The organism is Microbacterium azadirachtae, from assembly GCF_000956505.1.
In the GTDB taxonomy this organism is placed as follows: Bacteria; Actinomycetota; Actinomycetes; order Actinomycetales; family Microbacteriaceae; genus Microbacterium; species Microbacterium azadirachtae_A.
In genome coordinates, this window is record NZ_JYIX01000024.1 from 20,955 (window position 1) to 42,213 (window position 21,259).

At 67.1% G+C, this 21,259-nt stretch carries 26 protein-coding genes; 13 read left to right on the top strand and 13 right to left on the bottom strand.

All coding sequences use genetic code 11. The features are described 5' to 3' along the window. Window positions 1-33: 33 nt before the first annotated feature. Window positions 34-1,050, bottom strand: a complete 1,017-nt coding sequence (locus RS86_RS02670) for a LacI family DNA-binding transcriptional regulator (RefSeq protein ID WP_045270669.1) — start codon at window positions 1,048-1,050, stop codon at window positions 34-36. 188 nt (window positions 1,051-1,238) lie between these two features. Between RS86_RS02670 and RS86_RS02675 the strand changes: the two genes are divergently transcribed. The 7 genes from RS86_RS02675 to RS86_RS02705 are packed head-to-tail and all read left to right on the top strand — an operon-like array spanning window position 1,239 to window position 8,210. Beyond that, window positions 1,239-2,243 carry a zinc-binding dehydrogenase gene (locus RS86_RS02675; RefSeq protein WP_052680026.1) on the top strand — a complete coding sequence of 335 codons (1,005 nt, stop codon included), beginning with the start codon at window positions 1,239-1,241 and terminating at the stop codon, window positions 2,241-2,243. Further along, window positions 2,240-3,109, top strand: a complete 870-nt coding sequence (locus RS86_RS02680; protein ID WP_045270670.1) for a sugar phosphate isomerase/epimerase family protein — start codon at window positions 2,240-2,242, stop codon at window positions 3,107-3,109. Before RS86_RS02675 ends, RS86_RS02680 begins: the two co-directional genes overlap by 4 nt. Continuing rightward, entirely contained in the window at window positions 3,106-3,852 is a 747-nt protein-coding gene (locus RS86_RS02685; RefSeq protein WP_045270671.1) for a cupin domain-containing protein, read from the top strand. The genes RS86_RS02680 and RS86_RS02685 overlap by 4 nt, the downstream gene beginning before the upstream one ends. A 36-nt stretch (window positions 3,853-3,888) precedes the next feature. Then, complete coding sequence (locus RS86_RS20895; protein ID WP_045270672.1) at window positions 3,889-5,259, top strand: ABC transporter substrate-binding protein; 1,371 nt, start codon at window positions 3,889-3,891, stop codon at window positions 5,257-5,259. A 4-nt stretch (window positions 5,260-5,263) separates the two neighbouring features. Beyond that, window positions 5,264-6,187, top strand: coding sequence for a carbohydrate ABC transporter permease (locus RS86_RS02695; protein ID WP_052680028.1), 924 nt, complete (start codon window positions 5,264-5,266; stop codon window positions 6,185-6,187). Next, a complete protein-coding gene (locus RS86_RS02700) occupies window positions 6,184-7,101 on the top strand; it encodes a carbohydrate ABC transporter permease (RefSeq protein ID WP_082076519.1) in 918 nt (305 codons plus the stop codon). Before RS86_RS02695 ends, RS86_RS02700 begins: the two co-directional genes overlap by 4 nt. Window positions 7,102-7,106: 5 nt before the next feature. Then, entirely contained in the window at window positions 7,107-8,210 is a 1,104-nt protein-coding gene (locus RS86_RS02705) for a Gfo/Idh/MocA family protein (protein WP_045270674.1), read from the top strand. A gap of 20 nt (window positions 8,211-8,230) precedes the next feature. Here the strand turns inward: RS86_RS02705 and RS86_RS02710 are convergent, their stop codons facing one another. From RS86_RS02710 to RS86_RS02750, 9 genes are all read right to left on the bottom strand, one after another. Beyond that, the gene (locus RS86_RS02710; protein ID WP_045270675.1) at window positions 8,231-8,590 is read right to left on the bottom strand and encodes a nuclear transport factor 2 family protein; all 360 of its coding nucleotides are present in this window, start codon (window positions 8,588-8,590) and stop codon (window positions 8,231-8,233) included. Between the two features lie 66 nt (window positions 8,591-8,656). Then, complete coding sequence (locus RS86_RS02715) at window positions 8,657-9,391, bottom strand: SDR family oxidoreductase (protein WP_045270676.1); 735 nt, start codon at window positions 9,389-9,391, stop codon at window positions 8,657-8,659. A 148-nt stretch (window positions 9,392-9,539) separates the two neighbouring features. Continuing rightward, on the bottom strand, window positions 9,540-10,421 hold the full coding sequence (locus RS86_RS02720; RefSeq protein WP_045270677.1) for a hypothetical protein: 882 nt from the start codon (window positions 10,419-10,421) through the stop codon (window positions 9,540-9,542). A gap of 114 nt (window positions 10,422-10,535) precedes the next feature. Continuing rightward, window positions 10,536-11,003: a hypothetical protein gene (locus RS86_RS02725; protein ID WP_045270678.1), complete on the bottom strand. Its 468-nt coding sequence runs from the start codon at window positions 11,001-11,003 to the stop codon at window positions 10,536-10,538. After that, window positions 11,000-11,491: a hypothetical protein gene (locus RS86_RS20900; RefSeq protein ID WP_235281567.1), complete on the bottom strand. Its 492-nt coding sequence runs from the start codon at window positions 11,489-11,491 to the stop codon at window positions 11,000-11,002. The genes RS86_RS02725 and RS86_RS20900 overlap by 4 nt, the downstream gene beginning before the upstream one ends. Next, window positions 11,469-13,781, bottom strand: a complete 2,313-nt coding sequence (locus tag RS86_RS02735) for a hypothetical protein (RefSeq protein WP_045270680.1) — start codon at window positions 13,779-13,781, stop codon at window positions 11,469-11,471. The genes RS86_RS20900 and RS86_RS02735 overlap by 23 nt, the downstream gene beginning before the upstream one ends. Window positions 13,782-13,975: 194 nt before the next feature. Beyond that, window positions 13,976-14,497 carry a LuxR C-terminal-related transcriptional regulator gene (locus RS86_RS02740; RefSeq protein ID WP_045270681.1) on the bottom strand — a complete coding sequence of 174 codons (522 nt, stop codon included), beginning with the start codon at window positions 14,495-14,497 and terminating at the stop codon, window positions 13,976-13,978. Window positions 14,498-14,601: 104 nt separating this feature from the next. Then, on the bottom strand, window positions 14,602-15,252 hold the full coding sequence (locus tag RS86_RS02745; RefSeq protein WP_045270682.1) for a DUF2461 domain-containing protein: 651 nt from the start codon (window positions 15,250-15,252) through the stop codon (window positions 14,602-14,604). 1 nt (window position 15,253) lies between these two features. Continuing rightward, window positions 15,254-15,628, bottom strand: a complete 375-nt coding sequence (locus tag RS86_RS02750) for a TfoX/Sxy family protein (RefSeq protein ID WP_045270683.1) — start codon at window positions 15,626-15,628, stop codon at window positions 15,254-15,256. 141 nt (window positions 15,629-15,769) lie between these two features. Here RS86_RS02750 and RS86_RS02755 point away from each other — a divergent pair, with 141 nt between their 5' ends. Then, window positions 15,770-16,336, top strand: coding sequence for a dihydrofolate reductase family protein (locus tag RS86_RS02755; RefSeq protein ID WP_045270684.1), 567 nt, complete (start codon window positions 15,770-15,772; stop codon window positions 16,334-16,336). An 83-nt stretch (window positions 16,337-16,419) separates the two neighbouring features. After that, a complete protein-coding gene (locus RS86_RS20570) occupies window positions 16,420-16,575 on the top strand; it encodes a hypothetical protein (protein WP_160299665.1) in 156 nt (51 codons plus the stop codon). A gap of 61 nt (window positions 16,576-16,636) precedes the next feature. Here RS86_RS20570 and RS86_RS02760 read toward each other — a convergent pair whose 3' ends face one another. Further along, on the bottom strand, window positions 16,637-17,458 hold the full coding sequence (locus tag RS86_RS02760; RefSeq protein WP_045270685.1) for an alpha/beta fold hydrolase: 822 nt from the start codon (window positions 17,456-17,458) through the stop codon (window positions 16,637-16,639). Window positions 17,459-17,565: 107 nt separating this feature from the next. After that, complete coding sequence (locus RS86_RS02765; protein ID WP_052680029.1) at window positions 17,566-18,393, bottom strand: helix-turn-helix transcriptional regulator; 828 nt, start codon at window positions 18,391-18,393, stop codon at window positions 17,566-17,568. Between the two features lie 86 nt (window positions 18,394-18,479). Here RS86_RS02765 and RS86_RS02770 point away from each other — a divergent pair, with 86 nt between their 5' ends. From RS86_RS02770 to RS86_RS02785, 4 genes are all read left to right on the top strand, one after another. Continuing rightward, the gene (locus RS86_RS02770; RefSeq protein ID WP_052680030.1) at window positions 18,480-19,004 is read left to right on the top strand and encodes an RNA polymerase sigma factor; all 525 of its coding nucleotides are present in this window, start codon (window positions 18,480-18,482) and stop codon (window positions 19,002-19,004) included. Between the two features lie 79 nt (window positions 19,005-19,083). Beyond that, the gene (locus RS86_RS02775) at window positions 19,084-19,458 is read left to right on the top strand and encodes a YybH family protein (protein WP_045270686.1); all 375 of its coding nucleotides are present in this window, start codon (window positions 19,084-19,086) and stop codon (window positions 19,456-19,458) included. 133 nt (window positions 19,459-19,591) lie between these two features. After that, complete coding sequence (locus RS86_RS02780) at window positions 19,592-20,536, top strand: Dyp-type peroxidase (RefSeq protein ID WP_045270687.1); 945 nt, start codon at window positions 19,592-19,594, stop codon at window positions 20,534-20,536. A gap of 13 nt (window positions 20,537-20,549) precedes the next feature. Then, window positions 20,550-20,924: a DUF488 domain-containing protein gene (locus RS86_RS02785; RefSeq protein WP_200892735.1), complete on the top strand. Its 375-nt coding sequence runs from the start codon at window positions 20,550-20,552 to the stop codon at window positions 20,922-20,924. 20 nt (window positions 20,925-20,944) lie between these two features. Here the strand turns inward: RS86_RS02785 and RS86_RS20705 are convergent, their stop codons facing one another. Next, the gene (locus RS86_RS20705) at window positions 20,945-21,115 is read right to left on the bottom strand and encodes a hypothetical protein (RefSeq protein ID WP_181158234.1); all 171 of its coding nucleotides are present in this window, start codon (window positions 21,113-21,115) and stop codon (window positions 20,945-20,947) included. Window positions 21,116-21,259: the final 144 nt, after the last annotated feature.

Sequence of the window (21,259 nt, forward strand, 5' to 3'; positions counted from 1 at the left end):
TGGGCGAAACTCACTGCGCGCGACGACCTGTCGTCAGCTTCGAGTTGAGGCCCGCTCGATCAGCTCCAGCGCCAGCTCGATGTCTTGTGTCATCGCAGAGCCCTCCTCGATCGCCTCGAGCAGCAAGGACCCCGCGCGGTACCCGACGTCGTGCATCGGGACGCGCACGGTGGTGAGCGGCGGAACGGTCACGGCGGATGAGTCGATATCGCCGAAGCCGGCAACGGCGATGTCCGCCGGAACGTCGATCCCTTTCGAGAACAGAGAGTTCAACCCACCCGTGGCCAGTGCATCGCTCGCATAGAAGATCGCATCGAGCTGTTCACTTCCGGGGCGGGACATCAGTTCCACGGTGGCTTCCACGCCATCAAGGGGTTTGCCTCCGCGTGCGACCACGGTCCAGGCCGGATCTGCGCCCTTGGTCACTGAGCGGTATCCCCTGAGGCGTTCGTGCGCCGCCTGAGAGGTGAGCGGCAGGCTCACGAAGGCGATGTTCTGATTCCCTCTGTCCAGGAGCAGTTGAACCATGGCGCGCGCGCCGCCTTCGTGGTCGACGAAGACCGAGGAAAACTCCGCATGCTGGGCCTTGCGGAGTGCGACGACGACAGGTGTCTCCCCGACGATCTTTGCGATCTTCTCATCGGTGACTTCGCTGCCGCCGAGGATGAGTATCCCCGCCGATCGAGAGGCGACAAAGCTCCTCGAGGCTCCCGCTATCGAGTCGGGCGCATCGGCGAACGAGAGCACCACCGAATAGCCGGAAGCGCCGAAGGCGCCTTGGACACCCCGTGCGAAAGAGAGAAAGAAGGGGTCGTCGCTGGTCGGGACGATCACGCCGATCGTCTGCGACCGGTTGCGTGCCAGCCCGCGGGCGAGCGGGCTCGGCGAAAAGCCGAGTTTCGCCGCGGCCTCGAGGACTCGCTCACGTGTAGCGGCACTGACCTCCGGGCGATCGTTCAGCGCCCTCGAAACCGTGCCCGAGGAGATGCCCAAATGCTTGGCGAGGTCGTAGATGTTGATCGCCGCCTCGCGCTCGGGGCGGCCGGTCACCGAGTCTCCCGCCGTGCGTTCGGTGGTGAATGCGCCGGAAGGGGAGCTGTGCCCAATTCGCCGCGGCACTTGACGGGAGATGAGCGCATGATTAGCATCATACAACATCACCGTAACCGGTTACGGAATGGTGTGTACCCGAGTAGATGCAGCGCTGCCTTCTTCGTGGCAGGGAATCGAGGCTTGTCATGGAACGCCAGCAGATCGTCTTCACCGATCTCGGTGAGGTGACCACGGGTACCGGTGAGCTCAGCACCGATCTGAACAAGGACCAGATTCTGGTGCGCACGCTCTACTCTTTCGTTTCCACGGGGACGGAGCTGGCGAAGCTCACAGGGCGGCAGACGGTCGCGTTTCCGTACATCCCCGGCAATCGCGCGGTCTGCGAGGTGCTGCAGATCGGTGCCGCCGTCACCGACGTCGCGGTCGGCGATGTGGTCATGAGCCACACTCCTCACGCGAGCCACGCCGTCACCAGCGGCTTCCGGGTTCGAGTCCCGTCCTCTGTCGAGCCCCGCGATGCGGCCGCCGCGGCTCTCGCCCTGGTTGCGATGACGGCTGTGCGTGTCAGCGCGCCGGAGCTGGGCGATCGTGTCGTGGTCTTGGGCCTCGGCGGTGTGGGGATCATCGCCGCTCAGCTGTTCGAGGCTGCCGGCATCAGCGTCGTGGGCGTCGATGCGAGCCCGCAGCGGTTGGCGCTTGCGACAGCCTGCGGGGTGTCGGACGTGGTCCTGGGCGGAACGCCCGACACGACCGACGACGTCCTGAACATCACGGGTCGGCCCGGAGCCGAGATCGTCGTCGAGGCGACAGGTCTCCCCGCTCTCGTGGAGCAGGGGCTGGCCGTCGCCAAGCGAGGAGGCCAGCTCGTGCTTCTCGGATCGCCGAGGGGCGCACATGAGGTCGATCTGACATCGATCCTGAACCACATCCACCTGTGGCAGGAACACGGGACCGTGACGGTGAAGGGCGCGCATGAATGGCAGTTCCCCGTGTACTCGGACCCGTTCACGCGCCACTCGATCCAGCGGAATGCGGAGACGATCTTCTCTCTGCTCGAACGCGGAAAGCTGGACCTCTCCGCGACCATCGGGCAAGTCGTCCCTCCTCGCGACGCGAGAGAGGCCTACGAAGGGATGCTCGTCGCGCCCGCAGAGTGGGCGGGCGTGCTCTTCGACTGGAGCGTCGGATGATCCCGCTCGCCTATGGCACCTACGGTCTTCGTGATCTGTCTCCTTGGGACGCGATTGACGCGATCGCAGCCGCCGGCTACGACGGAGTCGAACTCACCCTGGCAGAGGGATATCGGAACGCGGCCCCCAGGCTCTCTTCCGACGAGTCGTCCAAGATCAGGGAACGCCTGGATGCGACGGGGGTGGATCTCGTCGGTGTGCTGGCGAAGCTCCACGTGCTCGGTGCTGAGGGCGCATTGGCGACAGCTGCCCGCGATGACCTGCTCGAGATCATCGGATCCGGGCTGAGCCTGTCACCTCGCAATCCTCTGATCGTCACGTTCACGATGGGCGGCAGGTCGGCGGAGTGGCCGGCAGGGCGGGCAGAGCTCGCCGACGCACTGGGCGCTCTCGGCGCAACGGCCGCGAGCGAGGGCGTCCTCCTCGCCGTCGAGGCTCATGTGGGTGGCCTCATCGACCGGCCCGAAAGGGTGCATTGGCTCATCGATCAGGTAGGCCTCGAGTCCGTCCGCATCAACTTCGACATCAGTCACTTCACCCTTCCCGGCCTGCAGTACGACACGAACGAGTTGATCGAGGAGCTCGCTCCGCTCGCCGTCCACGCACATGTGAAGGACTCGGTCCCGACGGCCGCAGGATTCCAGTTCGTTCTCCCCGGGGATGGCCTCTTCGACTACCCGCAGTACTTCGCCGGAATGATGGCTGCGGGCTGGAACCGTCCGGTCACCGTGGAAGTGAGCGCGATGGTCTTCGGCCAGCCGGATTACGAGCCGGTGCGCGCCATCGAAAGCTCCTATCGGGCGCTTTCTCGTGCCCGATCCATCGCGCAGCAGAACTTCATCTCCAAGAACGGTGCCACCAGATGATCACCTACACGACGTTGGACAGCGGACTCGACTTCCCCATGGGTCGAGGTCGGTCCTCACGGGTGGTGTCCCCCGAGGTGGGAGCCCACCAGATCACGCTCAACCTGTCGATCTTCGAGGACGGAGACGAGTTCCCCCAGCACGTCCATGACATCTCCGAGGACTGCTTCATCGTGCTGGATGGATCCGTGTCGCTTCGTCAAGGTGAGAAGTACACGCCCCTTGAAGCAGGCCAGGCGGTATGGGTCCCCATCGGCGAAGTCCATGGCACATACAACCATTCCGGCGAACGCGCCGAACTGATCAGCTTCCAAAGCCCCCCGGATCTTGCGCTGTACAGCGGGCAGCGCGATGGAACCCATGCGGATCTTCCGCAGTACTCGGGATCGACTCTGAGCCGTGTGATTACTCTCGCCGACGAGGAGACCTGCCCCGTACCCGGAGCCACCGTGACCAACGGCGAGATTCGTCCGGCGGTCGACGCCGACCGGCACGCGCGGCGTCTGGAGATGGAGCGAATCGAGCTGGAACCGGGCGGCAGTCTTCGTGTCAGTGCTGACGGGATGGAACACGTCATCGTGGTCCTGGCTGGCGACGCCACGGCCCCCGGTGCCGACGAACCTCTCACCGTTCGCTCCATCGTGTACGGGACTCTCACCCAGCCGCTCACTCTGATTGCCGGGGAGCGAGGAGTGCTGCTCCTCCATAGTCACGCACAACCCGGTAGTTCTCGCCCCAACTGACTCACGACCAACCACCCGAAGAAGAGAGGCTCGACAATGAAGTCACACGCACCCGCACGATCGAGATGGCGAAGGCTGGGGGTAGCCACCTCGGCTGCACTGCTCATCGCAGGCTTGGCCGGATGCGCCAGCGTCAACGTGGCGGCCAAACCGGCGCCCACGTTCGCCCCGCAGAAGCAGGACAGCAAGTCGACGATCACTGTCTGGGCCGACGCGACCCGCGTTCCGGCGATCCAGGCTTACGAGAAGGCACACCCCGAAGCGAAGGTCAATCTTGTTACCTTCAGTACCTCCGGCACTGTGTTCCAGACCAAGATCAACCTGTTCGACAAGACCGGGAGCGGATGGCCGGATGTCGTTTTCGACAGCCATCTGACCGATCTCGACTGGGCAGCTACCGGAAAGACCCCGTTTGCCGCGCCCCTCAATGTGGAGGTCAAGGGCGTGGGGGAACAAGTCTTCCCTGCACCGAAGTTCAAGGACTTCGCGAAGGGTGCACTGGATCCCTGCACCATCGACGGCACGGTCTACTGCGTGCGCAACGACTTGGCCCAGAACGTGTTCTGGTACAACCGCGACCTGATGGATCAGTTCGGCTACAAGATCCCCACTACGTGGGAAGAGTTCGAGAACCTGGGCTCCAAACTCACCAAAGAGCACCCCGGCTATGTTCTCGGCAGCGTCGGCGATGCCCTTCAGGCTCAGGTCTTCTTCTGGGGCGCCAAGTGTCCCATCAACACGCTGACCGGCAACAAGTTCTCCGCCGACACGTCCTCTCCTGAATGCCTCAAGATGGCGAAGATCATCGACAACATGGTCGCCAATGGGAGCCTGACAACGGACGCGCTCCTGGGAAACACCTACCCGGGAAAGTACGGCACCAAGACTCTCGGACTCGTCGGGCCGGCGTGGTTCGGACAGTACATCTTCTCCAAGGTCCTTCAGGTGCCGGCCGGCAAGGTCGCCGCCGCCGCGCCGCTGCACTGGGCGGGTGGTGCGCCGGCCACCGGAAGCGTGGGCGGAGGAGTCTGGTACATCTCGTCGCACAGCACCAACCTGAAGGCCGCTTCGGCCCTGGTCAACTGGGTCACGACCGACACCGGAATCCAATCGATCGCGTCCACTTACCCGGCCTACGTGCCTGCAGCAAAGGCGTGGTTGGACAACCCGAAGAACACGAGCTATTTCGCGAATGATGTGGGGCCCGTGTTCGAGAAGGCAGCGGGCCAGGTGTGGAATGGCTGGTCGTCCACCAGTCGCGCCGATCCCAGCAACAACTGGGCTTCCTTCGTCATCCCTCAGGTCATCCAGGGTAAGTCGGTGGTCGACACTCTTCCGGCATGGCAGGACCAGATCCTCAACCTCGCCAAGTCGGTGGGCTACGACGTCAGCGAAAAGAGCAAGTAGAACCGTGTTCACCACACAAGTGCAAGGCGTCGTCGATGCGCGACACCCTGCCCCTGCTCAGCCGGGTCGCCGCAAGCGGCGACCCGGCCTGGCCGGGTATGGATTCGTCGGCCTCTACACCGTGCTGCTGCTCGCTTTCGGTGTCGGCCCTGCGCTCTATGCCGTCTACCTCGCCTTCGTCAACGCCGACGGTCAGTTCGTGGGCCTCGGTCAGTTCGTCAAAGTCGCGACCGACTATCGGTTCGCGGAGTCGTTCATCAACATCGGCGGATATGTCGTCATCTGGCTCGTCACCCTGCTGATACTCACGGTGGGGCTGGCGCTGATCGTCCATCAGCGCTCACGATTCGTCTCGTCGACGCTGCGGTTCATCTTCTATCTGCCGGGAGCCCTCGCCGGTGTTGCGGGAGTGCTCGTCTGGCTCTTCATGCTCGACCCGACGACGAGTCCTTTCTCAAGCCTGCTTCATCTTCTCGGAATGAACAGCTTCCAGAAGGTGATCCTGCCCCCCAACCTGCCCTGGCTGTTCGTCATCATCGCGTTCTGGATCGGTGCGGGCGGCTGGATCGTCATCATGTACGGAGCGCTGAACAACATCCCCAACGAGATCATGGACGCGTCAAGAGTGGATGGCGCGAACGCGTTCCAGCTTGCGTGGTACATCCAGATACCGATGATCAGTAAATGGATCGTCTATATGGCCGTCCTTGCCTTCGCCGGGGGAACGCAGTTGTTCGTCGAGCCTCAGCTGCTGGGCAACAATATCTCGCCAACTTGGTCCCCGAATGAGCTCAACTATGTGTACGCCTTTGCCAACAACGACTTCAACGGGGCGGCGGCGCTGTCGCTCTATCTGCTCCTCATCTGCGCGGTCGGCGCCTTCTTCCTCATCTCGCGTTCCGGTCTCTTCAAGGTGGATGACGAATGAGTAGAAGATATGGTCAGAAGACCCCGAATGCGGGACGACGTACCCCGGCGTCCACTCTCTTCCTGTGCCTGACATGGATCGCGATCGCCGGTTTCGTCGTCTTCTTCATAATTCCTGTGCTCTGGCTGCTACTCACGCCGAGCAAGACCGACGCGGAGCTGGTCCGATCAGCGCCCCTGGCGTTCGGTTCCTTCGAGGGATACCTAAATGCGTTCGCGAATCTCTTGCGCTTCGAAGACGGCGCCATCGTCACCTGGGCGAAGAACTCGGTCGTCTACTCCGCGCTCGCGCTCATTCTCACCGTCATGGCCTGTATCCCCGCCGGCTATGGGTTGGCAATGACGAAGTTCAGGGGAAGGAAGACCCTCCTGAATCTGACGCTTCTTGTGATGCTGATGCCGGGCACCACTCTCGTGCTGCCGGTCTTCCTCGAGCTCAACGCGATTCACCTGACCGGAACGATCTGGTCCGTCGTCATTCCTTCTGCGTTCTACCCGTTCGGGGTGTACTTGACCTACATCTACTACTCGACGAGTCTGCCTCCGGATCTGCTGTCAGCCGCTCGTATCGATGGGGCTTCTGAGGCGCAGATCTTCTTCCAGATCGCGCTTCCTCTCGCGCGTCCCATCGTCGCGCTCGTGGCATTCTTCAGCTTTGTGGGCACGTGGAACAACTATTTCCTTCCTCTGGTGATGCTCGCCAAAACCTCGGACTATCCGATTCCTGTGGGGCTGCAGGAGCTGTTCAACAATACGGAAAGGTTCAATCCAACAGGAGGAAGCATCCAGCTGAGCATCGGCAGACCGGAACTCGCACTGGCAATCATCATTGGAGTGCTGCCTGTGCTCCTCATCTTCCTGTTCTCGCAGAGGAGCCTTCAGTCCGGTCTCCTGGGCGGGGCAAGCAAGGAGTAGCCGACATGACAACAACGGAGGTCACGCACACCGGTATCGGGACGATCCGATCCGGCTTCCTCGGCGGGGGATTCATGGCGCAGGCGCATACCAGGGCGGCGCGTGCCGCGGGTGCGGTCCTCGCCGGTATCGCGAGTTCTTCACCGGAGCGCGCGGCGGTCGCCGCGGCCGAGCTCGGTGTGGAGCGTGCCGGCACGATCGATGAGCTGCTGGCGGGCGGGAGCGAGGTCGTGCATGTCTGCACGCCGAACTCGACGCATGCGCCGTTGGCGCTGCGGGTGATCGAGGCGGGCAAGCATGTGATCTGCGAGAAGCCGCTCGCGACGTCGCTGGTCGATGCGAGGGCGCTCGCGTCGGCCGCCCGCGAGCACGGCGTGGTGGCCGCTGTGCCGTTCGTGTACCGGTATCACCCGATGGTGCGCGAGGCCCGCGCTCGTGTCCTGGCGGGGGAGATCGGGACGCTGCTGACGGTGGACTGCGGGTATCTGCAGGACTGGATGCTGCTCCCGAGCGATGATGACTGGCGGGCGACGTCCGACGAGGGCGGGCCCTCCCGTGCGTTCGCCGACATCGGGTCGCATCTGTGCGATCTTCTCGAGTTCGTCGCGGGGGAGCGGATCGTGCGGCTCACGGCCCGTACCCGGCGGGCGTTCGCGGAGCGCGGCGGGCGTCCGGTGCAGAACGAGGATGCGGTCGCGATCCTGGTCGAGACCGCGTCGGGCGCGATCGGCACGTTGCTGGTCTCGCAGATGGCGGCGGGCAGGAAGAACGCCCTCACTCTTGAGTTGCATGGCACCAGGGAGAGCGTCCGTTTCGATCAGGAGCGCCCGGAGGAGCTGTGGATCGGCCGCAGGGAGGGCAACCGGCAGCTGTTCCGCGATCCGCAGAACGCGCATCCGGGTGTCGCCCGCTTCTCGCGGCTGCCGGTCGGGCACGCGCAGGGCTACCAGGATGCGTTCAACGGTTTCGTCGCGGATGTGTACGCGGCGATCGCGGGCGAGCAGCCGGACGGCCTGCCGACCTTCGACGACGGCGTGCGTGCGGCCCAGCTGACCGAGGCCGTGCTCCTCGCCGCCCGCGAAGAGCGCTGGATCGAAGTCCCGGTGTAGATCGGAGAGCCGCCGTCGGGTCAGCTGTCGTGCGGCCGCGCCATGTACCACTCGGTGAACTCCTCGGCACGCCCGTCCTGGTCGAGTCGGACGATCCAGAGGTTCAGGTAGTCCCGCTCCGCGGGGTACTCGGTGCGGCCCTGCACCAGGAACCAACCTGCATCCTCGCGGACGATGCTCCACTCGAAGGTCCATGAGCCCGGTTCATCGAGGTCTTCCAGCCACCCCGCCACGATCGCTTCTCGCCCGACGCGGGGTGCGGAGTCCGGGCTGGTGAAGTACCGGCCGTCCGCGCTGAAGAGCGCTCCGATCTGCTCCGGATCGTTGGAGCGCCATGCCGCCACATAGTCCGCTGTCCATTTCTCGCCCGCTGTCGTCATGCACCCTGCCTACCGCCGGCACGCAGGGCGGTCAAGGTGCGCGGCTGCCTGCGCGACGAGCGGGCCTCACCAGCTCACGGGACCGTGGGCGTCGATGAAGGTCCCCGTCGCATCGGCGTCGCCGAGAGTCGCAGCCCGCACGATGACGTCGGCAGCTTCTTCGGGGGTGTCGGGCGCCTGCTCCTTGTTGCCGGGGGCGAGATCGGTCTGGACCCAGCCGGGGCACACCGAGGTCACCTTGATCGGGGTGTCGGCGAGCGACTTGGCCAGCACGATCGTGATCGCGTTGAGCGCTGCCTTGGACGACTGGTACGCGGGCACGACCATCGCGTGCCAGGGCGAATCCGGATCGGTCTGATGCGACAGGGATCCCACGGTGCTGGAGACGTTCACGATCCGTCCGGCCGGGCTCTTGCGGATCAACGGCAGGAAGGCTTCCACGACGGCGACCGGTCCGAGGACGTTCGTGGCGTAGGTCTGCTCGAACATCGCGAAGTCGAGCACCTCCTTGGGATCCGCGTTGGTCGCCTCGGGAAGGATCCCCGCGTTGTTGACGAGCACGTCGAGATGCCCGAAGCGATCGGAGATCTCATCGGCGGCCGCTCGCACCGACGCCGGATCCGTGACATCCATCGTGAGGCTGCTTGCGGAATACCCCTCGCGGATGAGCCGATCCGCGGCCTCGGCGCCCGAGTCCGCGTTCCGGGCGGCCACGATCACATGGTCGTGGTGGCGGGCGAGCCGCCGAGCGGCGGCAAAACCGATTCCCCTGTTGGCACCGGTCACGAGCGCGATCTTCACAGTCGACGTCCTATCCTCTTGGCTTCGCGACCGTCACCTGAGCGACCGCATCACCAACCCAATCAATCCGCCGCAGCGAACGCTGGCGGGAATCGGACGCGGCGTCGGCCGGGAGCGCTACCGCTCCGGAATCGTCTCGTCGCGTCGGCTACCACTCCCAGCGGACGCCGAGCCCGCCCGGCCCGAAGTCGCGCTGTCGGTAGTGAACGGAGGGGGATCCCTCGATGTCCACGGGCCACTCGTGCTTCAGGTCGCCCTCTGCGAAGTACACCCAGCAGCGGCGGGGGAGCGCGCGGGGGTCGAAGTTCACCCAGATGAGGATCTCCTCGAGGCGCTGTTCGGCGTAGACCTCGTAGTCGTCGACGATCTCCTGCGACGCGTCTTCCGCGAGGGTGACCTCGACCTCGGTGAGCGCCGATTCGCCCCGCATGAGCGGTCGGGGGAACCGGAGCTGGACGCGGCGCACGTTGTGGGCGGGTTGGTGCTCCTCCTGGATGGTGCAGCCGTCGACTGCCCGGAACCGGTACGCCTGGGTTCCGTGGTCGTCGTCCGTGCCCATGAAGACCGTCATGCCCTCCACGCCATCGCGGTTGGCGACGACGAGCCGACGAATCCGGGTGGACACGATCTCGCGGTCGGCGTCGACGTGCACGGTGACGTGCGTCGAGACCCGGGAGATGTCGCTCTCTCCGCGGAACTCTTCGCCTTCGGCGGGATCCAGCACCGGGTAGTCGATCAGGGCATCGAAGGGCTCGACCGGACCGAGCCGCCGCGCCGCGGGGCCCGCGACGAGCTTGGCGAGCGCACCGGGCTCGAGCTGCAGCAGAGTCTCCAGGACAGGGAGCGCCTCGAGCGACCCCCGTCGCTCTGGAAGCCGCAACCCCGAGCGCCAGTACGACAGCGCCGTGAGCGAGATCGGGTGGCCTCTGGCCAGCAATCCGTCCCTGAGGGCGGTGAGCGTGATCCCTGAGCGCACCATCGCGGCGCTCAGCGTCGAGGCGAACGCGCTCGAGTCGACGGGGGCGGGCATGCGACGATTCTTCCGGTTCCCGCGCACTCAGCAGACCTCTGCAGTCATGGCCGGAGTTCTCTCCAAGGCGCCGGCCCCGGGAGCGGCACGTCGCGAACCCGTCCGCCTCGCCGCTCAGGGGGCAATGGTCACCGTCACCGTGGATGCGAGGTCCCCGCTGGCGACGCGGAGCACGATCTCGCCCGGTCCGGTCGGCGTGAGCATGAGCGCGGCGGTCACGCCGGTCTCGTCGGTCGTCGAGACCTCGAACCGGCCGGGGAATGCGGCCGGTCCCGAGACCACGGTGAAGGTGACGTCCGCGCCGGAGATCGGCCCGCCGGATCCGGTGACCTCGACCACGACGGATACGGCCTCGCCGTCGAACGGCACCGGTTCGTCGGGCCCCAGCAGCCGGATCCCGATCGGGGCGGGCGCCGTCGCGGCGCCCGCCCCCGAGGTCTCCGCACCCGTGGAGGGAGCCGCGCCGGCGCGTGCTGAGGGTGCCCCGCTCGAGCCTCCACGCGAGGCGGAGGCTGTGCATGCGGTCGTTCCCGCCAACAGGAGCAGCGCCAGCACACCCCCGAGCACGCGCCGCGCGATCATGCCGCCTGGAAGGTCACGTTGAGGACGATGCTCGTGCCCCCGACGCTGACGATCACCCAGAACGTGCCGTACCCGAGGATGTCCACGGGGAGGTCGGCGGACCCGCCCGCGGCGCTCGCGATGGTGATGTCGCTCCCGGAGCCGCTCCACGCCGCGACTCCCGATGCGCCGCTGAGCGTGGCCGTGACGTCCCCCGTGTAGGGGGCGCCGTTCTTGGTGAGCGCGAGTGCGAGCGCGATGCTCTGGTCGCCGGCGTCTACGCCGAACGTCACCGAATGACCGTCCTGGCTGACGTCGCCGTTGGCGATGGTCGCCGTGTAGACATCCTGGGTTGATGCGGTGGCGGCGGGTACCGCCGCCGCAAGTGCGACGACGGGGACGGACCACGCCGCGGCGGCGATGAGCCGACGTCGCGACAGCGGCGCAGCGCCCTCTCCCGCCCGGGGGACGTCGCTGCGGGCGGGGTTACTGGGCTGCGTAAGCGTCATAGGTGTACCCAAACGTGTTGGTTCCGGTCGCCGACGTGAACACCGCGGAGACGGCGCCGGTCGGGATGCTGGTCGTGTAGGACTTGAACGTCACGCTGACGCCCTTGTCGGCGGTGATGCCGCCGTACGTCTTCAGGCCGTACTTCGTCTTGAGCTGGATCGTGACGGGATCGGCGCCCGTGTTGTACGCGCGCACGTCGAGCGCCACCTTGCCGGTCACGGTCTTGGGCGTCGCATCCGTCCAGCCCGCGATCGACGCGCTCGCCTGGACGACGGAGACGGTCGGCAGCGTGGTGGATCCGGCGGAGTGGCTCGCCGTGATGACGAGCTGGCCGGCGGCCGTCGTGATCAGCGGCGGGACGACGGCGATGCCGTCCGCGTTGGTCTTGACGGTCGCCGTCGTCGCCCCGCTGCCCGCGACGGCCGCGATCGTGCCGTTCCAGGCGAAGACGACGTTCTGACCGACGACCGGTCCGCCGCTCGCGTCGGTGAGTCGCACGCCGGAGCCCGTCGCGGTCTGGCCGACGTTGAGCGTCACCGTCTGGCCGAGAGCCTGCGCGGCCGCGACCGCGGCCCCTGTCGCCGCGACGGTCACCGTTACGGCGGTCGTGCTCGATCCGGCCAGACGGTACTCGAGCGTGCGGGCATCCGAGCCCGGCACCGTGACCGGGCCGGCGTAGGACTGCCACGCCCCGGCGCCGATGCGGTACTCCATGCCCGGGGTCGAGGGGGCGCCCTCCGTCGTCGCGGAGACCGTCACCACCCGCCCGGTGGCCGTCGCGCTGAGCAGAGGAGTGACCATGGACGCCGAGACCGTGTACTGGCCGATCGAACCGTACTCAGGCATTCCGGAGCTCGTGTCGGTCTGGGTGTAGCCGGCGGTGGTGCCGTAACCGACGCCCTCGACCGTCAGGTAGTAGGTGCCGGGGGTGACATCGACCCGACCGGACGCGCTCATACCGCTGACGTACGACCGCCGGTTGCCGTCATTGACCACGGGGGCCGGGTCGAAGGGCTGTCCGACGAGGTTGCCCGCAGCGTCGTAGACGCTGAGCCTCACGTCGAGCATCGGACCGTATTCCGCGACGGCGGCGCTCACGTCGAGCTTGCCGGACGTGGGCACGTCGATCCGGAAGACGTCCCTGTCCTTCACCCCGTTCGGGCCGAAGTTGCGCTCGATCACGCCCGGGACCTTGGATCCGAGCGGGAGCGCGGTGGCCGTGGCGTCGAGAGCGTTCCCGTGGTCGTCCTGCCGGAAGTCGATCGCACCGGAGTAGTACGTGTAGACGTCGACGTGCGCCCCGGTGCCGTCGCAGGCTCCGCTGGCGTTCGGGAGGTAGGCGTCGGGGTTGTCGCCGCACCAGCCGTCATTGGCCTCCTGGCCGGTCGAAGTGACGGCCCAGCGCTGGGACCTGGCCCACGAGGAGCTGGTCATGGCCGCGAGGTCGTTCTGCCCGCCGTTGGTCGCATTCGGGTACTGCCCGTCCGTCCACCGGTCCATGCCGATGTTGTCGGCGTTGCCCATGATGGGCGCCCAGAAGCCGGTGTTCGGCGAGTAGTAGATGTTCGTGTTCGGGCCTTCGATGTACCCGCCTTCCGGGGCGGGCTGCACGCTGCTCCATCCCTGGTGGCCGAGGCTGAGGGTGTGACCGACCTCGTGTGCGGCGGTCGCGGCGAGCTGTCGGGCGTTGCGGGGCTCCTGGCCGACGGAGGTGGTCCAGGCGAAGTTGTCGCTGAAGTCGCCGAAGCTCTTGGAGTGGGCGACGCCGAGCGCGCCTTCGACGATGGAGAGCCCGTTGCCGCCATCCTCGCCGAGGGAGTTCGCGGTGAAGACCGCGACATCGCCGTACTCGGCGTCGGTCTCGCTCGTCTTCGCCAGCTGGTCGTCGCTCGGGCGGACGGTGGTGACGTTCACGTCGAACGGCGAGTAGTACTCGGCCATGCGCAGATACACCTCGCGGCGGAGCTCTTTCGAGTCGCCGTCGACGGCGCCGAACGCGACGGGCGTGTCGTTGCGCGCGGCGTTCTCACGGTTCTTGTTCCACGGTGAGCCGGTGAGGGTGCCGCCGTCGAAGACGAGCCAGATCGTCTTCGGTGCGCCCGGCTTGCTGGAGAGGGCCTCGAAGTTCCCGTCTTCGGCGGAGGCCTGGGTGGTGGTGAACTTCGGGCCGTACGTCCCGTACAGACCGGGGCCGGTCTCGGCGAAGACCATCGGTGCGGCGGCCGTCGCAAGCACGCTCGCCGCGGTGACCGCGACGCCGAGCCTGTAGGCAACTCGTCGAATCGACATCTGGTTCCTTTCTAGGACGTGTGTTCCCGTGCGTGGGCGGAGAGGCGCGCGAACGCCGTCGAGGTTGTTCTGCGGGTTCCGATCAGCGGCCAGCACGAGCAGCTGCGCCCCCCAGTCGGCACAGCATTGCCCAGACTACGAATCGATCGAGATCGCGCACATCACGCGGATTGGGTGAACCTGGGATGGTGCCGTCATGCTGTCTCGGCGCTGGACGTCGATGGGTGTTCCTGCCGGCGCGACCGCGCTGCGCCGCGCGGCGGCGGCGGTCCAGACGGCGGATCCGGCGTTCTGCCGGCGAGCAGACCGCGCCGGATCGCCTCGTCGACGGCTGCTGAGCGCGACCCGACGCTGAGCTTGCGGTAGACGGCCTTCGCCTGCGAGCTGACGGTGTTCCGAGAGACGAAGAGGTGCTCGCCGATCTGGGCCAGGGTGAGATGTGTCCGCAGGAGGGGGAGCAGCCGCAACTCCGCGGGCGTCATGCTGCCGTGGCGGGCGACGCCGGCGGGTTCCGCTCGCGTGGCGCGTCCGGCGACGACCGATGCGTCCGCGGCGAACGCATCCCGGCCGAGACTCTCATCGATCTCAGCGAGCAGTGAGCACGCTGCGTCGAGCTCTCCGCGTTCGATCCGCGCATGCACGACGCGGATCCGGTCTCGGACGTGGAGGAGGAGTTCCTGCAGCGCCGGTGGCGTCGCGCTCGTCTCCTTCGTCATGACACGCAGAGTAGGGGCCCAGAGATTCACACAGAGCGGGTGAGGTGTGAAGGGCGGGCCTCGGCGACGAGATTCTCTCCTCAGGCCGCGTAGCGGCGGACTCCTCAGCGGCGCCCTTCCATCGCGGTCGGGCCGACGTTCTCGTCGAGCCACTGCACGAGCGGGCGGGCGGCGCGGAGCACAGCGACCACGTGGTCCACGGTCTCGGGGGAGCGCAGCCAGGGCGTCGACGGATCCCAGTGCTTCCTCGCGACCAGGTCCTTGTTCCGGAGCAGCTCGATGCGCGGATGATCCTTCGCGTATCCGCGGGGAGCGGTGGCGAGGCGATCGTGGGAGGTGACGTCGATGCCCGAAGTTTCGAGGTCGCCGATGATGGCCTCGAGCCGAGGACCCGCCGTATCGTCGGCGACCGCGGCGCGCAGGCGCGTCAGCTGGTCTGAGGCCAGCATGTGGCACCCCGCGCCCGTGCCGAGTCCGCGGGCGGAGAACTCGACGTAGCCCTGGCCGAGCATGGCCCCAATCGACGTCTTGTAAGGCGACTTGTCGGCGCTGAAGCGGATGTCGCGGTTCGGTCGGAAGATCCGTCCCTCGCCGAACTCGGCGGACAGGTCGTCCAGCAGGGCCTGCATCGGCGCGAGGACCTCGGCGTCGTAGACCGCGCGGTTCCGAGTCCAGTAGTCCTTGCTGTTGTCGGCTTCGAGGCCGACGTAGAACGCGCTCGCGCGCTCCGACCACCCCGGGAACGTCGCGCTCACGTCAGGCCTTCTTCCGCGGAGCACGTGTCTTGGGCTGTTTGGCCGGGAGCCGCCCGACCTGCTCGAGCGCGGCGGACACCCATTCCGTGGCGCGTTCCGGGTCGCCCCGCCATGCCGGCGGCAGCGCGAGATAGCCGCCCATCGGCCTCTCCGCAGGGCCGAACGGGCCCACGCCGGGAACGGCTCGCAGGGCGCTGAGAGAGTCCTCATCGACGAGGCGCACGCCGAGATCGTCGCCGAAGAGTCCGGCGAACATGTTGCCGTTCACGAAGGCGCCCAGGTTGCCGAACATCGGCTTGACCTCGACGCCGGGCGCCTCAGGGATGACGGCGCGGAAGAACTCCTTGGAGTCCTCGGACGGTCGCGGGATCTGCATGGCTCTGTTATCTCACGTTCGGCGGGAGAGCGTAACCCGCCGATCCCTTCCGCGGACTCCGTCCCCGGCCTAGACTCCTGCGCGAAGCCTCCGCATCGGACCGGAGATCCTCGGCGCCCCGGCGGAGCTGAAGGAGAAGACATGCAGAACCTGACGATCGACTTCATCTGCTCGCTCGACGGCTACGGCGCCGCGGAGGGCTGGCCGGGCCTGTGGGGGATGGGCGGTCCCGAGTATTTCGAGTGGCTCGGTTCCGCTCCGGACAAGGACTATCCGATCCTCATGGGGGCGACGACGTACCGGCTCATGTCGGCGTTCGCCGCGGGAGGGGAGGAGGGCGTCGGCGTGCTCGACGCGATCCCGAAGTACGTGTTCTCCTCGACCCTCGACGAACCGCTCGCCTGGGCGAACTCGATCCTCGTCCGCGACGACGCCGTCGGCTACGTGCGCCAGTTGAAGGAGGAGTCGGACAGCCCGCTGCGCACCCTCGGCAGCATCGCCCTCTGCCGCGCCCTGCTGAACGCGGGTCTCGTCGACCGGTACCGCGTCGTGCTCTTCCCCGTGATCACCGGCGCCACAGGACAGGACCGGATCTTCGACGGCTATCCCGACGTGCGCCTCGACCTCGTCGAGTCGCGCACGTTCGACGGGCGGCTGCAGCTGCTCGAGTACGTCCCGACGGTGCTCGACGGCCCGCCCGGACGCTGAACCCACCCGTGCGCCGGGGGACGGGGAGGAGCATCCTGGACTCAGGAGCGCACGGGACCGCGCGCGAAGGCGAGGAGGACCGCATGGGCCACGACAAGAACGACGAGCTGCGCGAGGGCCGGCAGGAGCAGGAAGAGCGCCGGCAGCATCACCGCGACGAGACCTTCGAGGAGACCGGCGGTGTCGACGACGAGGGTTCGCAGGACGAGCGCCGCGAGGAGGGCCTCGACCGGCTGTGAGCCTGCGGCGCGGCGATGCCGGGTGGTGAGGATCGGATCCGATCCTCACCACCCGTCGACGTCATTCCGCGAAGAACGCGAGGATGTCGTCGTCCAGCGCCACCTGGTAGTCGCCCCAGATCCCGTGCGACGCCCCGGGGTAGACCTTCAGAGTCCCCTGGGAGACGAGCGTGATCGCCTTCTCCGCCGCAGCGGCGATGGGGACGATCTGATCGTCGTCGCCGTGCGCGAGCAGGATCGGGACGTCGAGAGCCTGCAGATTCTTGGTGAAGTCGGTCTCCGAGAAGACCTCGACGCAGTCGTAGACGGCGTTGAGGGCCGCCATCATGCCCTGGCGCTGGAAGTCGTCGACGAGGCCCTGCGAGCGCTTCTCCGGCTGGTGGTTGAAGCCGAAGAACGACTCGGCGAGGTCCTTGTAGAACTGCGAGCGATCGTTCAGCACGCCCGCGCGGATGCCGTCGAACACCTCCAGCGGGGTGCCCTCGGGGTTCGTCGCAGACTGGAGCATGACCGGCGGCACCGCTCCGGCCGTGGCGACCTTGGACACCCGCCCGGCGCCGAGGGTCGCCGCGTAGCGGACCACCTCGCCGCCTCCGGTGGAGTGGCCGACGAGGAGGATGTCCTGCAGATCCAGCTGCTCGGCGAGCGAGGCCAGATCGGCCACATAGGTGTCCATGTCGTTGCCGCGGTACGTGCGCGACGAGCGTCCGTGACCGCGCCGGTCGTGAGCGATCGCGCGGTATCCGGCGTCGGCGAAGATCTTCAGCTCCTTCTGCCAGGCGTCCGAGTTCAGCGGCCAGCCGTGACTGAAGATGACCGGGCGCCCTTCGCCGAGTTCGGTGTAGTAGATCTCGGTGCCGTCGGGTGTCGTGATGTAGGGCATCGTGTGTCCTTTCCTGGGGGAGGAGTGCTGTCCGCGACGAGGTCGCTGCGGACTCGCGTCACACACGATATGGCTCAGCTGCAGGAGCGAGAGAGGCCCGCGTAGTACTACCCTCCGGCCGCCTCGGAGAGGGGAACGGATGCCGCGAGGCCGGCGAAGAGGGTTTCCGCGATTCCCCCGGGAGGGGCCGAGAGCACAGTGAGCTGGTAGCCCGCGAGGCTCCGGACGGCGAAGTTGTGCGCATCGATCGCGACGTCCCCCAATCCCTCGATGGCGATGTGGAACGTGGTGTCTTCGGGACCGGAGACGTCCTGCCGCTCCCAGATGCGGACGAAGTCCGGATCGGACGAGAGTTTGCGGACGAGCTCGGCCAGTCGCGGTGAGTCCGGATGCGCATCCCTGCGCAGGGTGGCCACCGCCGAGCGCGTCATCGCCTCCCACTCCACGAGGGTGCCTTTCATGCGTGCGTTGAAGAGGGCGGCGACCTGATTGGATCCCACGGCGAGTCCGCCGTGCCCCAGAGCCGCCGCCAGGGGGGTGGAGGCGACGATGTCCCGGTGCGGGTCGGAGATGTACGCCGCGGTGCGGTACCAGCGCGAGAGCGTTCGGGTGATGCGTTCGGCGATCTCCGGGCTGGGTGCGCCCCTCATCGGCGGCTGGCCGCCCGCAAGCCGGTGCAGGTGCGCGACCGACTCCTCGTCGAGGTGCAGTGCACGGGCGAGGGACGAGAGCACCTGTTCGGAGGGACGGCCGACGCGCCCCTGCTCGATGCGCAGGTAGTACTCGGCACTGATCCCGGCGAGCTCGGCGACTTCATGGCGTCGGAGACCGGTGACACGTCGTCCCTGTTGCCTGATGAGTCCGACATCCTCGGGCTGGGTCACATTGCGCCGTGCCCGGACGTAGACACCCAGGGCGTTGCGAGAAGGGTTCACAGACTTCCTAGCGACGTAGATCGGATCCTATTCTCGTACACGGTGGCGGGAATCGGCCCGTCCGAGGAGGCTCGGAGCGCAGGACGATGGTTCGTGAAGAGGGCGCGGGCAGGGCGCTGCTGGAGAGCATGATCCAGGAGGATCCTCACCGCCTCCGGCGACGAAGCCTCGCGCGCGGCGTTCCCCGGGACGACGCCGACGACGTCGCGCAGACCGCGCTTCTGCGTGCGTGGCGTTTGATCGAGCATCTCGAGGAGCCGACGCCGGGGCGACTGTGCTCATGGCTCGACACGATCGCCCGCAACGAGGCCATCGATCTCGCCCGGCGGCGGAGGCGGCGCCCGACCGTCGCGCTCGACGACTCGGTCGCGGACGAGCATGACGCACAGGACGAGACGGAGATGCGGATCATCCTGGACGGGGCGCTGGAGGCCATCCGGAGCCTGCCCCCGGCACTGCGGGACGCGCTGGTCATGAGCGTCGCAGACGGGCTTTCGACCCAGGAGATCGGCGATCGTCTCGGACTCACCCCGGAAGCGGTCCGCCAGCGGATACGGCGGGCGCGCAAGGCGCTCGCCGCATGCAGGAAAGCGGGCATGTCGAGCGAGTAGAAAGCCGTCTGTCACGCAGACGGACTCCTGACGTCCTTCTTCCTGAGCCCGACATCGCGGCTCAGAAGAAAGGAACACCATGATCGTCTCTTCCCTCGACCAGCTGAACACCGCGTTCGCCGACCTCTTCAACGCCCGGGACCTCGACGGCCTGATGGCACTCAACAGTGATGACGTGATCTTCGCGCCGGCGCCGGGCATGGCGCTGAGCGGCTCGGACAACGTGCGAGCGGCGCTCGAGCAGTTCCTCGCGCTGAACCTTCCGATCACGATGGCGGTGCGACACGTCTTCCAGAGCGGGAACATCGGTCTTGCGGTGGCGGATTGGGCCATCTCCGGCATCGGACCCGACGGCTCATCCGTCGAGCTCGCAGGTACCACCGCCGATGTCGCCGTGTTCGACCCCGATCTCGGCTGGCGCTACGTCATCGACAATCCCTTCGGCACGGCCTGACCAGGCTGCGCTCAGCCGGCGGCCGACCATTCCGGGCGGCCGCCGGTGGCAGCGGCGGACATGCGCTTGATGCAGACGCATGGCCGTGACAGGCTGACCGTGCGCCACGAACGCGCGCGGAGGGACGGATCCAGTGGTCACACAGCAGGTCGTCGCCCCGCCCGCCCGCGCCGCGCTCTTCCTCGTGCTCACGGTGCGAGAAGGGAGCGAGGAAGTCGTCCGCGAACTGCTCGCCGACCTGTCCGGGATCACCCGGTCCGTGTCGTTCCGCACCCCGTCGGACCACCTGAATGCCGTACTCGGCATCGGCGCGCTGCTGTGGGACCGGATGTTCGGCGCACCCCGGCCGAAGGGGCTGCACCCGTTCGAGGCGCTGCACGGCCCGCACCACGTGGCTCCCGCGACGCCGGGCGACCTGCTCCTGCATGTGCGCGCGCATCACATGGACGTGTGCTTCGAGCTGTGCCGTCAGGTCGTGGATCGCCTCCGCGGTCACGCCGACGTCGTCGACGAGACGCACGGCTTCAAGTACTTCGACGAGCGCGACCTGCTCGGCTTCGTCGACGGCACGGAGAACCCAGAGGGGGCGGCGGCCACAGCGGCGGTGCTCATCGGCGACGAGGATCCGGAGTTCGCCGGCGGCAGCTACGTCATCGTGCAGAAGTACACGCACGACCTCTCTGCGTGGGGCGAGCTGCCCGTGCACGAGCAGGAAGGGGTCATCGGGCGCAGCAAGCTCGAGGACATCGAGATGCCCGATGCGGTGAAGCCGCGGAACTCGCACGTGCACCTCAACACGATCGAGGATCCGGATGGCACACAGCGGCAGATCCTGCGCAGCAACATGCCGTTCGGAGAGCTCGGCAGCGCCCAGTTCGGCACCTACTTCATCGGCTATGCGGCGGATCCGGATGTGATCGAGCGGATGCTGAGGAACATGTTCCTCGGCGATCCTCCCGGCAACACCGACCGGATCCTGGACTTCTCCACGGCCCGCACCGGATCGCTCTTCTTCGTGCCCACGGTGGATTTCCTCGACGACGTGCCGCCGGCGCCGGCCGCGCCTGCCGCCCCGTGACGGGAGCCCGCCGATGACGATGGGCGACGCACCCCGCGTCCGAGTGCGCCGGATCTACGACCCGGCCGAGCCGGACGAAGGCGCCCGCGTGCTCGTGGACCGGCTCTGGCCGCGCGGGGTGAGCAAGGAGCGTGCCGACCTGCGCGAGTGGTGCAAGGACGTTGCCCCTTCGACGGAGCTGCGCCAGTGGTACGGGCACGATCCCGAGAGGTTCGCCGAGTTCGCGCGCCGCTATCGCGCGGAGCTCGCGGATCCGACGCGGGCCGACGCGCTCGCCGGGTTGCGGGCGCTCCTGCGTCAGGAGCCCGTGACGCTGCTGACGGCGGCCAAGCGCTCGGACATCAGCGAGGCGACCGTGCTGCAGGAGCTGCTGAGCGGATCCGGTTGACGGGATCCGGCCGGTCTGCTCTACTTCCGGATGTCCCCGCTGTCCGGCTCCTCCTGCTGTTCGAGCGCCTCGTCGGGCTCGAACGAGGCGTCATCCGTCTCGCTGTCCTCGACCGCAGCGGCAGCCTGCGCCTTCGCCTCCGCGAGCGCCTCCGCCTCGCGCTTCTCCTCGCGTCGCTTCTCTCCGAACATCGCATCTCCTCTGCGTCCGGTGGATCCGCTGTCACCCTACGCCCGAGGCGGCCACGGAGCCGAGGACGCCTCGGGATACACTGGCCCGAACGTCGCGTGCTGGTGGCAGACCGTGTCAGGCATGGAGGCGCCGGATTGAAGGAG